This is a genomic window from Phycicoccus sp. HDW14 (assembly GCF_011383005.1).
In the GTDB taxonomy this organism is placed as follows: Bacteria; Actinomycetota; Actinomycetes; order Actinomycetales; family Dermatophilaceae; genus Phycicoccus.
The window spans coordinates 1139371-1152474 of the sequence record NZ_CP049935.1 but is presented as its reverse complement, the minus strand read 5'-3'; the positions used below and the strand labels follow the sequence as shown (position 1 = coordinate 1152474).

The following is a 13104-nucleotide window of genomic DNA, read 5'->3' as shown; positions in this document are numbered from 1 at the left end:
TTGACGAGTGTCAAGACTCTGGTGGAGGCTGCTGCCACCCACCCGGGAGCACAGGCAAAGGAGCCGAGCCCATGACGTCGTACGACCTGTCCGGACGCACCGCCCTCGTCACCGGAGGAGCCCAGGGGCTCGGGGAGGGGATGGCGCAGGCGCTGGCCGCGGCCGGTGCGCGCGTGATGATCGGTGACGTCCAGGACTCCGGCGAGCAGACCGCCGCCGCCCTCGGCGACGGCCACGGCTTCGTCCACCTCGACGTCACCGACGACGCCTCGTGGGAGGCCGCCGTGGCCGCCATCGTCGAGCGGCTCGGCGGCTTCGACATCCTCGTCAACAACGCCGGCATCGAGATCACGAGCCTGATCACCGAGGTCGAGGCCGACGACGTCCGCCGGATGCTCGAGGTCAACGTGCTCGGCACCACGCTCGGGCTCAAGCACGGCCTGCGCGCGATGCGGCCGGGCGGCGCGGCCGGCAAGGGCGGCGCCATCACGAGCATCGCCTCGGTCGCCGCGACCATCGCCTTCCCCGGCATCGCGGTGTACTCCGCCACGAAGTCCGCCGTCGACCGGCTCACCCGGGTGGCGGCCACCGAGTCGGGCAAGCTCGGCTACGGCGTGCGCGTCAACTGCGTCTACCCGGGGCTCGTCCCGACGGCCATGGGCGCCGGCCTGGCCAACGACGTCGCCGAGATCGGCCTCTTCCCCTCGCCGGAGGCCGCCGTCGGTGCCGTCATCGAGCTGACCCCCTCGGGCCGGCTCGGCCAGGTCGACGACATGGCCGACGCCGTCGTCTTCCTGTCCTCGGACGCGGCGAAGTTCATCACCGGCGCCGGCCTCCCGGTCGACGGCGGCATGGGCATGTGAGCCGGGTTCGCTGACCCCATGGGGATGCGGCTGGTCGACCACCTCGACAAGGGCGCCTCGCTCGGGGTCGATGCGCCGTGCCTGACGACCGACGGCTCGTCGCGGTCCTACGGGCAGGTGCGCGAGCTGTCCTTCCGGGTGGCGGCGGCGCTCGCCGCGCACGCCGTGCGGCCCGGCGACTCGGTGGCGATCATCTCGGCCAACGACCCGGTCGCCTTCTCGTGCGTCTTCGGCATCAGCCGGGCGGGTGCGGTGTGGTGCCCGGTCAACCCTCGCAACGTCGCCGCGGAGAACCGCGAGCTCCTCGAGCTGTTCGACTGCACGCTCGTCATCTTCCAGTCGGGGTTCGCCCCGCTGGTCGAGCAGATCCGCGACGACCTGCCGCTGGTCCGGACGTGGGTCTGCCTCGACGGTGAGGTCGAGGGCGCACTGGGCTTCGACGCGTTCCTCGCGGCCGGCCCCGACGAGGTCGTCGACCGGCCCGCCGTCGACGACGTCGCGATGATCGTCGGCACCGGCGGGACGACCGGGCGCCCCAAGGGAGTGGTGCTCACCGGGACCAACCTCGAGACGATGACCGCGCTGACGCTCATGAGCTACCCGTTCCCCGAGGACGGCCGGCCGGTGTACCTGGCCCTGGCGCCGCTGACGCACGCCGCCGGGGTGCTCTGCTTCCCGGTGATGAGCCTCGGTGGGGAGGTGGTCGTCATGCGCTCCCCCGACGTCGGCCGGTTCGTCGGGCTCATCGAGGAGCACCGGGTCACGCACACCTTCCTGCCGCCGACCGTCATCTACGCGGTCCTCGGGCACCCGGCCCTCGACACGACGGACCTCTCGTCGCTGCAGTGCTTCTGGTACGGCGCGGCCCCGATGTCGGTGTCCCGGCTCGAGGAGGCGCTGACCCGGATCGGGCCGGTCATGGGCCAGCTGTTCGGGCAGACCGAGGCGCCGATGATGATCTCGACGCTGTCGCCGCGCCAGCACTTCACGGCCGACGGCGAGGTGGCACGCGGGCGGCTCGCGTCCGCCGGGCGGCCCACCCCACTCGTCACCGTGGCGGTCATGGATCCGATGGGAACCCTTCTGCCGCAGGGCGAGCGGGGTGAGATCGTCGTGCGCGGCTCGCTCGTCACGCCGGGGTACCACAAGAACCCCGAGGCCACGGCCGAGGCGTCGGCCCACGGCTGGCACCACACCGGCGACATCGGCTACCTCGACGAGGACGGGTACCTGTTCATCGTCGACCGGGCCAAGGACATGATCATCAGCGGCGGCTTCAACGTGTACTCCACGGAGGTCGAGCAGGCCCTCCTGGCCCATCCCGACGTCCAGGACTGTGCCGTCATCGGCCTGCCCGACGACCACTGGGGCGAGCGGGTCGTGGCCGTCGTCCAGCCGCTCGCAGGACACTCCCCCGACCCGGCCGATGTGGTCGCGTTCGTCAAGGAGCGAATCGGCTCGGTCAAGGCGCCCAAGCAGGTCGAGGTCTGGCCCGACCTCCCGCGCTCGACCGTCGGCAAGGTCCTCAAGACCGACATCAAGTCCCGGCTACGTGCCGAGGGCTGAGCTCGAGGCCGAGAAGCTCGATGCGCAGGCTGCGGAGGCCCGACCGGTGGGGGCGCTCCCGTGGGGAGGGAGCGCCCCGGAGGTCGAGGTCCCGGCGTCAGGTCTGGTCGTCGGTCGAGGCGCCCGGGGCGTTCGACTTCACGGACTCGATCCCGGCGAGCGCTTTCTGCTTGCTCGTGTAGCGCTCGCTCGTGGCGATGATCTCGCCGTTGCCGGCCTTGAGGTTGAACATGAACTGGGTCCCGCTTCTCTTCAGGACGAACGTGCCGGCCATGTCGGTCTCCTTCTGCTGGCGCCCCGTCCAGGATGGTCGCGGCGATGGGACGCCCACTGGTCTCGTGGGTGACGACAGAGGTCCGCCGTCGTCCTGAGGAGAGCCCGAACGCACGGCTGATACACAGGACGGGCGGCCCGTGAGGTCAGGGACGGCGGGCGAGGACGAAGACCTGGCCCTCGCGCTCCCGCCCGATCGGCTCACGGACCAGCCGAGCCACCCGTTCGAGCCCGGCGCCGCGCAGGAGGCCGATGAGCTCGCGCGGGCCACGGTGCCACCGGGTGAGCGCGACGTCGTGGCCGCGCTCGCGCAGGCGCGCGCCGACGTCGACCGTCCCCTCGCCCTTCTGCGACCCCACGAGCACGTACCCACCCGGCCGGAGCACCCGCGCGGCCTCGGCCAGCGCGACGGCTGCGTCGTCATCGGGCAGGTGGATCAGGCTGTACCAGAACAGGACTCCGTCGAACGAGCCGTTCTCGAAGGGCAGCTCCGTGACCGACGCCTCGCGCACGTCGAGGTCGGGGTGGTCGCGCCGGGCCATCGCGAGCATCCCGGGTGAGAGGTCGACGCCGACCACCGAGCAGCCGCGGTCGGCGAGGAAGCGGCCCATCCGGCCGGTGCCGCACCCGGCGTCGAGCACGCGGGCACTCCCGCCCTCGTGGACGACGCGGACGAGGTGCTCGACCATCGCGAGGTCGAGCGGGGCCTCGGGCTCGGTGCCCGGGAAGGCCGCCGCATAGTCCTCGGCGATGGCGTCGTAGGCGGTGCGGACCTCGTCGCGGCTGCCGCCGGGCACGCCCACGGCCGGCTCAGCCGAGGCGGGCGCGCAGGGCGGTGGCGACGGCGTCGGGGGTGAGCCCGACGGCGTCGAGGACCTGCCCCCGCGAGGCGTGGTCGAGGAAGCGGCGCGGGATGCCGAAGGTGTCGACGGCCACGTCGAGGTCCGCCTCGCGCAGCGCCTGCGCGACCTGCGAGCCGATGCCCCCGACCACGACGTTGTCCTCGACGACGGCCACCCGGCCGGCCGAGCGGGCCAGCGTGACGACCGCGTCGGGCACCGGAAGCGCCCAGACGGGGTCGACGACCCGCACCCGGTGGCCCTCGGCGGCGAGCTTCTCGGCAGCGGTCAGCGCCGTGGCGGCCATCGACCCGACCCCGACGAGCAGCACGTCGACGTCACCCTCGTCGGGCTCGACGAGCACGTCGACGCCGCCGACGGTGCGCACGGCCTCGATCGGGTCGGCGACGGTGCCCTTGGGGAACCGGACGACCGACGGCGCATCGGAGATCTCGACGGCCGCCCGCACGGCAGCCGCCACCTGCTGGCCGTCGCGCGGCGCCGCGAGGTGCAGCCCCGGGACGACTCCCGAGATGGTCATGTCCCACATGCCGTGGTGCGAGGCGCCGTCGGGCCCGGTGACGCCCGAGCGGTCGAGGACGACGGTGACGCCGGCCTTGTGCAGGGCGCAGTCCATGAGCAGCTGGTCGAAGGCGCGGTTGAGGAAGGTGGCGTAGACGGCGACGACCGGGTGCAGACCCGAGAAGGCCAGTCCCGCAGCCATGGTCAGTGCGTGCTGCTCGGCGATGCCGACGTCGAAGGTGCGCTCGGGGAAGCGCTCGCCGAACGGCTGGAGGCCGACGGGCATCATCATCGCCGCGGTGATGGCCACGACGTCGTCGCGCTCCTCCCCCAGCTCGACCATCGTGTCGGCGAACTCGTCGGTCCAGCTGCGGCCGGCGATCTCGAGGGGCAGGCCGGTCTCGGGGTTGATGACGCCGACGGCGTGGAACTGGTCGGCCTCGTCGGTGATGGCCGGGTCGTAGCCGCGGCCCTTCTGGGTGATGACGTGCACGAGCACCGGGCCGCCGAACGCGCGGGCCTTGCGCAACGCGGCCTCGAGGGCCGGCTCGTCGTGGCCGTCGACCGGGCCGATGTACTTGAGGCCCAGGTCCTCGAACATCCCCTGCGGGGCGACGATGTCCTTGATGCCCTTCTTGACGCCGTGCAGCGTCTCGTACATCGCGCCGCCGACGACCGGCGTGCGCGAGACGTTGCGCTTGCCCCAGTCGAGGAAGCGCTCGTAGCCGCGGGTGGTGCGCAGCGTCGCGAGGTGGTCGGCGAGACCGCCGCGGGTGGGGGCGTAGGAGCGCTCGTTGTCGTTGACGACGAGGACGAGCGGCAGGTCGGTCTCGGCGGCGATGTTGTTCAGCGCCTCCCAGGCCATCCCCCCGGTGAGGGCGCCGTCGCCGATGACCGCCACGGTGTGCCGGTTGCGCTCGCCACGGACCACCCGGCCGGCGGCGATGCCGTGCGCCCAGGACAGCGAGGTCGAGGCGTGCGAGTTCTCGACGACGTCGTGCTCGGACTCGGCGCGGCTGGGGTAGCCGGAGAGGCCGCCCTCCTTGCGCAGCGCCGAGAAGTCGTGCCGCCCGGTGAGCAGCTTGTGCACGTAGGACTGGTGCCCGGTGTCGAAGACGATCGCGTCGGTGGGGCTGTCGAAGACCCGGTGCAGGGCGATGGTCAGCTCGACGACCCCGAGGTTGGGGCCGAGGTGGCCACCGGTGCGGGCGACCTGGTCGACGAGGAACCCGCGGATCTCCTCGCCGAGCGCGGGCAGCTCGGCCGCCGGGAGTGCCTTGAGGTCGCGCGGACCGCCGATCCGTTGCAGCAGGCTCACCGCGCCTACCTCCTCGTCGCTGTCGGGTCCGGTCGAACCCCACGAGTCTAGGCGCTGGTCGCGCGCCCACCCGCACCGCGGCGGTCATCTCCCGGGAACCTCCACGACCCGTGCAGGCGACCGACGGGAGGCGGGAACTCCCGCGCCGTTCCGGACGCTGGGGAGGGCGAAGCCCGGATCCCTGCCCGGGCCCCACACCGGAGGTCCACTGTGCCGTCGTCGTCCCGCGCCCGCGCCCTCGCCGAGGTGCAGAAGGCCCAGCGGGCCAAGGAGCGGCGCAGCCGGATCCTCCTCGTCGGCGGCGTGTCGGCCCTCGTGCTCGTGCTCGTCGGCGTGGTCGGTGTGGTGATCTGGCGGGACACCTCGAACCGGCCCTCGCTCGACGCCGTGCGCAACTTCGAGGGCATCACCTCGTCGCACGTGACGACCCCGGTCGACTACGCCGAGACCCCGCCGGTCGGCGGCGACCACAACCCGATCTGGCTGAACTGCGGTGTCTACGACCAGCCGGTGAAGAACGAGCTGGCGGTGCACTCGCTCGAGCACGGCGCCGTCTGGGTCACCTACCGTCCCGACCTGCCGGCCGCCCAGGTGAAGACGCTCGTCGAGTCGCTGCCCGACACCTACGTCCTCGTCTCGCCCTACGAGGGCCTGCCGGCCCCGGTGGTCGCCTCGTCGTGGGCCACCCAGGTCCGGCTGAACGGCGTCGACGACCCGCGCCTGGCCGAGTTCGTCCGCGAGTACCGGCAGGGCCCGAAGACACCCGAGCCGGGCGCGGCCTGCACCGGCGGCAGCGACGGCACCGAGGGGACCTACCCGACGCCGTCGTCGAGCGCCCAGCCCAGCTCGTGAGCCGCCGCGGCGCCGTGGCGCTGGCCACCGTCCTCGCCCTCCTCGTCGGCGTCGGCGCCACGCTCCTGGTCCAGCGCGCGACCGACTCCGGCCGGGTCACCGAGTTCGGGGCCGACGCGGGGTTCGCCCGCGACATGCAGACCCACCACCAGCAGGCCGTCGAGATGGCCTTCCTCGCGCGCGACCGCACGAGCGACGAGGCCGTGCGCAGCCTGGCCTTCGACATCATCACGAGCCAGCAGCAGCAGGCCGGGCAGATGTACGGCTGGCTCGTGCAGTGGGGCCTGCCGCAGACCGGCGAGCGCGCACCGATGGCCTGGGTCGGCGGCGAGCACGCGCTGCACGGCGCCGAGGGGCAGCCGATGCCGGGGATGGCGACCGCCGACCAGCTGGCCGAGCTGCGGGCGGCCCGGGGGGTCGAGGCCGACCGGATCTTCCTGCGGCTGATGATCGCCCACCACCGTGGCGGGGTGGAGATGGCCGACGCGGCCCTCGCCGATGCCCGCACCGACGAGGTGCGCACCCTGGCCCGGGCGATCAGCCGGGCCCAGGCCGTCGAGATCACCCTCATGGAGGGGATGCTCCGCGAGCGGTCCTGACGTGGGGCGCTCAGAGCCGCGGGACGAACTCGAGGCCGCGCAGGGCGTCGTGGAGCAGCCCGGCGGCCCGGCGCGCGGCCACGAGGCGCACGCCCTCGCACTCGAGGTCGGCGAGCACCTGGGTGACCCCCTCGGGCCCGATGTCGTCGACGAGGGCCACCCGCACCTCGCGGTAGGAGGAGCGCATCGCCTCGAGCTGGGCGTCGAGGTGGCGCACCGCGAGCCAGCCGAGCGCGACCGGGTGGCGCCGCCACGACGGGTAGAGCCGGTAGTCGGGCGGGCAGTGGTCGAGCAGCCAGGCCACCGCCCGGTGCTCCCACCCGCGGGTGCCCGGCGGCGGCACGCCCTGCGGCCAGCCGGGTGGCCCGCCGGCGCCCGTGGCCCCGGCCCCGGACCGGCGCCGGGCCGGTGCGGCGGGGGTCGGCGCGCGGAGCGGTGGCCCGCCACCGGCCCCCGCATCATCGAACACGTGTTCGATGATAGGCCCTCGGACCGCATCGTGGACCCGGCACCGGGGAATAACCGGGCGTTATAGATTGCATGAACTCCTGACCGATGTGCCCGCCGAACCCCGACCCGAACGAGGACCCCTGACATGACGACGACCGACGCCTCGGGCCGCGCCCTGCGTCCCCCGCGCGCCGGCCGGTCCAACGGCCAGTGGTCCGTCGACGGCCGGGAGCCGCTCAACGCCAACGAGGTCTGGAAGCAGCAGGACGGCGGGCTGAACGTCCGCGAGCGGATCGAGCAGGTCTACTCGCGCGAGGGCTTCGCCTCCATCCCGCCCGAGGACCTCAGCGGCCGGTTCCGCTGGTGGGGGCTGTACACCCAGCGCAAGCCGGGCATCGACGGCGGCCGCACCGCCCAGCTCGACGACACCGAGCTGTCCGACGAGTACTTCATGCTCCGGGTCCGCCTCGACGGCGGCGCCCTGACCCTGGCCCAGCTGCGCGTGCTGGCCGAGCTCTCCACCGAGTTCGCCCGCGGCACCGCCGACATCAGCGACCGCCAGAACATCCAGTACCACTGGATCCGCGTCGAGGACGTGCCCGAGATCTGGCGACGCCTCGAGTCCGTCGGCCTGCAGACCACCGAGGCGTGCGGCGACACCCCGCGCGTCATCCTCGGCAGCCCCCTGGCCGGAATCGCCGCCGACGAGATCCTCGACCCCACACCGGTCATCGACGAGATCACCCGGCTGCACATCGGCGACCCCGAGCTGGCCAACCTCCCCCGCAAGTTCAAGTCGGCGATCACCGGCCACCCCAGCCTCGACGTCGTCCACGAGATCAACGACATCTCGCTCGTCGGGGTCGTGCACCCCGAGCTCGGCGCCGGCTACGACCTCTGGGTCGGCGGCGGCCTGTCCACCGCCCCCGGCTCGCCGAGCGGGTCGGCGTCTTCGTCCGGCCCGAGGAGGCCGCCGAGGTCTGGCACGGCGTCATCCGCATCTTCCGCGACTACGGCTACCGGCGGCTGCGCACCAAGGCGCGGCTGAAGTTCCTGCTCGCCGAGTGGGGCCCCGAGAAGTTCCGCCAGGTGCTCGAGACCGAGTACCTCGGCCGCGCCCTCCCCGACGGCCCGCCACCGGCCCGGGCCACCGGCCCCGGCGACCACGTCGGCGTGCACCTCCAGAAGGACGGCAGCCACTACGTCGGCGCCGCCCCCGTCGTCGGCCGGATCAGCGGCGACCTGCTCCACGGCCTCGTCGACCTGATGGCCACCGCCGGCACCGACCGCGTCCGGCTCACCCCGCACCAGAAGCTCGTCGTCCTCGACGTCCCGCCGGCCGCCCTCGACGCGTTCGTCACCGGGCTCGAGGAGCTGGGTCTCTCGGTCTCCCCCAGCCCGTTCCGCCGCCACACGATGGCCTGCACCGGCATCGAGTACTGCAAGCTGGCGATCGTCGAGACCAAGGCCACCGCGGCCACGGCCGTCGCCGAGCTCGAGCAGCGCCTCGCCGACGTCACCGACCGGCTCGACACCCCGGTCACCCTCAACGTCAACGGCTGCCCCAACTCCTGCGCGCGCATCCAGGTCGCCGACATCGGGCTCAAGGGCCAGCTGGTCACCGTCGACGGCGAGCAGCAGCCCGGCTTCCAGGTGCACCTCGGCGGCGGGCTGGCCTCCCCCGAGCGCGACGAGGCCGGCCTCGGCCGCACCGTGCGCGGGCTCAAGGTCACCGCCGAGGAGCTGCCCGATCTCGTCGAGCGCCTCGTGCGCCGCTTCCTCGACCAGCGCGAGGGGGCGAGTCGTTCTCGACCTGGGCCCACCGCGTCGAGGAGGACGAGCTGCGATGACCGCCGTCACCACCCGCCGCAAGCGCTCCGCCGGCGAGCTGCGCGCCCTCGCCGAGGAGGGCGCCCGGCTGCTCGCCGACGCCTCCGCCGACGAGGTCGTCGCCTGGGCCGCGCGCACCTTCCCCGGCACCCTCGGTGTCGCCTCGAGCATGGAGAACGCGGCTCTGCCGCACCTGGTCTCGCAGCACGCGCCCGGAGTCGACGTCCTCTTCCTCGACACCGGCTACCACTTCGCCGAGACCCTCGGGGCGCGCGACGAGGTCGACTTCTCGCTCGACGTCACCGTGCGCAGCATCCTCCCGAAGCTCTCGGTCGCCGAGCAGGACGAGCGGTACGGTCCGCGGTTGCACGACCGCGACCCCGGGGCCTGCTGCCGGATGCGCAAGGTCGAGCCGCTGCGCGAGGCCCTCGGCGACTACGAGTGCTGGATGTCGGGTGTGCGCCGCGACGAGTCCGAGCGCCGCGCCGACACCCCGCTCGTCACCTTCGACGAGACCAACGAGATGGTCAAGGTCAATCCCTTCGCCGCGTGGAGCGCCGACGACGTGATGTCGTACGCGATGCGGAACCGGGTGCCGCTCAACCTGTTGCTGTCCGACGAGTACCCCTCGATCGGGTGCGAGCCGTGCACCGCCCGGGTCGAGCCCGGAGCCGACCCCCGGTCGGGGCGCTGGCAGGGCACGTCGAAGACGGAGTGCGGCATCCACGAGTGAGCCGCACGTCGGCACAGGCACAGGCTCAGCCGACGACGACCTCGACTCCCTCCGGCGCGACCACGTCGAGGACGTCGCCCGAGGCGTCGAGCGACACCGACCACGTCGACGCGCCGAGACGCAGCCCCTCGACCCGCAGCGCACCGAAGGGTGACGGCGTGAGCGGCGACAGCCGCACCGTGCCGCCCGGGGCATCCGGCCGCACGCCGAGCAGCACCTCGACGATGGCGCCCGCCGACGCGGCGGCCCACGCCTGCGGTCGGCAGCTCGCGGGGTACGGGACCGGCTGTCCGAGAACGGGGTCGGCTCCGTAGAGCTCCGGCCAGCGGTAGTCGCTCGCGGCTGCGACGTCGACGAGCGAACGCACGATCGCGCTCGCCGCGTCCCCTCGGCCGACGTGGGCCAGGCCGAGCGCGCAGATCGCCGTGTCGTGGGTCCACACCGAGCCGGTGTGGTAGCCGATCGGGTTGAACGCCGGGTTCGAGCGCGACAGCGTGCTGATGCCGAGCGGGCCGAGCAGGTCGGGGCCGGCGAGGGCCGCCGCGACGACCGCCTCGCGGGACGCGTCGAGCATCCCGGTGCCGAGGGCGTGCCCGATGTTGCTGCCGAGGCCGTCGACCGGGCGGCCGTCGCCGTCGAGGGCCATCGCGAGGCGCGGGGCACCGTCGGTGGGCACCCAGAAGCGGTCGCGCACGGCCCGGGACAGGTCGGTGGCCCAGTCGCGCCAGCGCCTGCCGTCCTCGCCGAGCACCTCCTCGAGCAGCGTCGCCGCCCGAGGGCCGCCTCGACGGCGTAGGCCTGGGTCTCGACGAGCGCGATCGGTCCGTCGGCGATGCGCCCGGAGGCGTCGCGCATCGAGTCGCCGGAGTCCTTCCAGCCCTGGTTGGCCAGCCCCGTACCGGTCTCGTCGAGGTAGCGCAGCAGGCCGTCGGGGCTGCCGCCGGCCGCGCGCTCCATCCACCCGAGGCAGCCGCGCAGGGCCGGTGCGAGCTCGCGGACGACGGCGGGGTCCATCCCCACCGCCAGGCGTCGTGGAGCAGGCAGACCCACAGGGGCGTCGCGTCGACGGTGCCGTAGTAGGTGCTCGGCAGGACCATCCCGCCGCTGGAGCCGAACGCCCCGCGCCGGATCTCGTGCGGGATCTTGCCGGGGGCCTGGGCGGTCGCGACGTCGTCGACGGTGCCCTGCCGCCGGGCCAGCGCGCGCAGCGTGCCCCGCGCGAGGTCGGTGCCGAAGGGAAGGGCGAGGCGAGCGGCCCACAGCGAGTCGCGGCCGAAGAGGGTGAGGTACCACGGCGTGCCGGCCGCGGCGAAGACGTCGCCCGGCGCCAGCGGGTCGCGCATCGTGAGGTGGCGCAGGTCCTCCAGCGCGGTGCCGACGGTGCGGTCGAGCCGGGAGTCCTGGGCCGTGACGACCACCCGGTCGAGGTCGACGGCGTCGGCCCCCGCGTCGGCGTCGAAGTCCGACGCGGCGACCCGCTCGCAGCGCACCCGCACGGTCAGCTCGACGGAGCCGGCCGCCGGGACGACGACGTCGCGGGCCAGCACTCCCCCGTCGTCGGCCGCGGACGCCTCGGCCCCCTCGGCGACGACCCGGACGCGGTGCCGCGCGTCGACCCACACGAGGCCGTCGTCGACCACCGATGCCGGGGTCGGGACCGGTTGCGCCACACCGTGCTTGATGTCCGCGAGGTCGGCACCGTCACCGGCGACGGCCACCTCGACCCGGCACGTGACGTCGCGGTCCCAGCGGTTGCGGACGGTGACGACCTCGTCGAGGCCGCCGTCGACGAGCACCCGGCGACGCATCACCTCGACGGTGGGGTCGGGGTCCGGTGACCCGAGGTGGCGGGCGACCCCCACGGTCTCGGTGACCCCGGCCCGGCTCGCGGCGGCGACCCCGGTGGCGGCCCGGCCGTCGAGGCGCACGGTGAGGCGGTGCAGGACGCGCCGGTCGTCGACGAGGACCCCCGTGGCCTCCCCGCCGGCACGCGTGGCGTCGATGTCACCGTCGGCACCCGAGAGCGAGGTCACCGGCCCCCGGACGGCCACCTCGAGCTCGTGCAGCCACGGCTGGCGCGAGCGCTCGTCGGTGGGCGCGAGGTCTTGACACGGCGGCGGCGACGGATGCACAGTGACGACCCTAACCATTTGATCGTTCAAATCACACCCCGTTCTCGACGGTTTGAACGTTCACAGAGCCGGGTCCGCCCGGCCGACGGTCGAGGAGGACCGATGCCGCAGCACGGTGCGCACGGCGCGCGGGTGACGATCCACGACGTAGCCCGGATGGCCGGGGTCTCCCGGCAGACCGTGAGCAACGCGGTGAACAACCCCGAGCGCGTGCACCCCGACACCCTCGAGCGGGTCCGCGCGGCCATCGACGACCTGGGGTACCACCCCTCCACCTCGGCGCAGTCGCTGCGCAGCCAGCGGTCCGGCGCGATCGGGTTCGAGATGCACACGCTCGGACGGCACAACGCGACCGTGGCCCCGGTGCTCACCGCCCTGAGCCTCGGGGCGGCCACATACGGCTGCCACCTCGTGCCCTTCGGATCCGCCTCCGGCGCACCGATGCTCGAGGGTTACCGCTCCATGTGGGCCGGTCGGCTCGTCGACGCCTTCCTGCTCGCCGACACCCACCACGGCGACCCCCGCCCGCCGTGGCTCGAGGCCCAGGGCATCCCGTACGCCTCGTTCGGCCGGGTCTGGGACGACCCCACCTTCACCCGCTGGGTCGACGTCGACGGTGCGGCCGGCACGACGGCCGCCGTCCGCCACTGCGTCGCGCAGGGCTACGGCACCATCGGCTTCGTCGGCTGGCCCGAGGGCTCGGTCGTCGGCGACGACCGGCACGCCGGCTGGCTGGCCGCGTGCGCGGAGACCGGGGCGGGCGTGGGCCCGGTCGGCCGGGCCGTGCAGGACCTCGACGCCGCCCTCGCCGTCGCCGCCCCCTCGTCGCCTCCCTCTCGCGGGGCGACGCGGTGGTCTGCGCGTCCGACGTGCTCGCCCTCGGCGTGCACCAGGCCTGCGTCCGGGCGGGGCTCGAGCCCGGCCGCGACCTCGGCATCGTCGGCTTCGACGGGTCCGAGACCGCCGCGATGCACCACCTCACCTCGGTCGCCCAGCCCTACGAGGCGGTCGCCGAGGAGGTGCTGCGCCTCGTCCGGGCGGCGATGCGCGGCGACGACGCCCCGGCCTCCGGCTCCCTCCTCGTCCCCGCCGTCCGCGCCGACCGCAGCACCGTCCCCTCCCCCTGA

General features: G+C 73.8%; 11 protein-coding genes and 3 pseudogenes. 8 read left to right on the top strand and 6 right to left on the bottom strand.

Annotation, left to right across the window (positions count from 1 at the left end):
* Positions 1–71: 71 nt before the first annotated feature.
* Positions 72–863, top strand: coding sequence for an SDR family NAD(P)-dependent oxidoreductase (locus G7075_RS05710; RefSeq protein WP_166119770.1), 792 nt, complete (start codon positions 72–74; stop codon positions 861–863).
* An 18-nt stretch (positions 864–881) separates the two neighbouring features.
* Positions 882–2429 carry a long-chain fatty acid--CoA ligase gene (locus tag G7075_RS05705; RefSeq protein WP_240917914.1) on the top strand — a complete coding sequence of 516 codons (1548 nt, stop codon included), beginning with the start codon at positions 882–884 and terminating at the stop codon, positions 2427–2429.
* Between the two features lie 97 nt (positions 2430–2526).
* Here the strand turns inward: G7075_RS05705 and G7075_RS05700 are convergent, their stop codons facing one another.
* From G7075_RS05700 to dxs, 3 genes are all read right to left on the bottom strand, one after another.
* Positions 2527–2703 (bottom strand): YegP family protein, encoded by a 177-nt coding sequence (locus tag G7075_RS05700; RefSeq protein WP_166119767.1) that lies wholly within the window; start codon positions 2701–2703, stop codon positions 2527–2529.
* Between the two features lie 145 nt (positions 2704–2848).
* Positions 2849–3505 carry a class I SAM-dependent methyltransferase gene (locus G7075_RS05695; RefSeq protein ID WP_305849809.1) on the bottom strand — a complete coding sequence of 219 codons (657 nt, stop codon included), beginning with the start codon at positions 3503–3505 and terminating at the stop codon, positions 2849–2851.
* 7 nt (positions 3506–3512) lie between these two features.
* On the bottom strand, positions 3513–5381 hold the full coding sequence (gene dxs / locus G7075_RS05690; RefSeq protein ID WP_166119765.1) for a 1-deoxy-D-xylulose-5-phosphate synthase: 1869 nt from the start codon (positions 5379–5381) through the stop codon (positions 3513–3515).
* Positions 5382–5591: 210 nt separating this feature from the next.
* Here dxs and G7075_RS05685 point away from each other — a divergent pair, with 210 nt between their 5' ends.
* Together G7075_RS05685 and G7075_RS05680 are read left to right on the top strand one after the other, a co-directional pair.
* Positions 5592–6233 carry a DUF3105 domain-containing protein gene (locus G7075_RS05685; protein ID WP_166119762.1) on the top strand — a complete coding sequence of 214 codons (642 nt, stop codon included), beginning with the start codon at positions 5592–5594 and terminating at the stop codon, positions 6231–6233.
* Positions 6230–6832, top strand: a complete 603-nt coding sequence (locus G7075_RS05680) for a DUF305 domain-containing protein (RefSeq protein WP_166119759.1) — start codon at positions 6230–6232, stop codon at positions 6830–6832. The genes G7075_RS05685 and G7075_RS05680 overlap by 4 nt, the downstream gene beginning before the upstream one ends.
* Before the next feature lie 10 nt (positions 6833–6842).
* On the opposite strand, the gene G7075_RS05675 is transcribed toward G7075_RS05680, so the two are convergent.
* Complete coding sequence (locus G7075_RS05675; protein ID WP_240917913.1) at positions 6843–7301, bottom strand: hypothetical protein; 459 nt, start codon at positions 7299–7301, stop codon at positions 6843–6845.
* 126 nt (positions 7302–7427) lie between these two features.
* Between G7075_RS05675 and G7075_RS05670 the strand changes: the two are divergent.
* Together G7075_RS05670 and G7075_RS05665 are read left to right on the top strand one after the other, a co-directional pair.
* A pseudogene (locus G7075_RS05670) lies at positions 7428–9034 on the top strand (nitrite/sulfite reductase); the annotation flags it as partial.
* Positions 9035–9128: 94 nt separating this feature from the next.
* A complete protein-coding gene (locus G7075_RS05665; RefSeq protein ID WP_166119756.1) occupies positions 9129–9845 on the top strand; it encodes a phosphoadenylyl-sulfate reductase in 717 nt (238 codons plus the stop codon).
* Between the two features lie 25 nt (positions 9846–9870).
* Here the strand turns inward: G7075_RS05665 and G7075_RS05660 are convergent, their stop codons facing one another.
* Positions 9871–10596: an amylo-alpha-1,6-glucosidase gene (locus G7075_RS05660; RefSeq protein WP_166119753.1), complete on the bottom strand. Its 726-nt coding sequence runs from the start codon at positions 10594–10596 to the stop codon at positions 9871–9873.
* A 799-nt stretch (positions 10597–11395) separates the two neighbouring features.
* A pseudogene (locus G7075_RS22525) lies at positions 11396–11995 on the bottom strand (glycogen debranching N-terminal domain-containing protein); the annotation flags it as partial.
* Between G7075_RS22525 and G7075_RS22520 the strand changes: the two are divergent.
* Together G7075_RS22520 and G7075_RS22515 are read left to right on the top strand one after the other, a co-directional pair.
* Positions 11972–12238 (top strand): annotated as a pseudogene (locus tag G7075_RS22520) (LacI family DNA-binding transcriptional regulator); the annotation flags it as partial. The pseudogenes G7075_RS22525 and G7075_RS22520 overlap by 24 nt on opposite strands.
* A 203-nt stretch (positions 12239–12441) precedes the next feature.
* The gene (locus G7075_RS22515) at positions 12442–13104 is read left to right on the top strand and encodes a substrate-binding domain-containing protein (RefSeq protein ID WP_371814193.1); all 663 of its coding nucleotides are present in this window, start codon (positions 12442–12444) and stop codon (positions 13102–13104) included.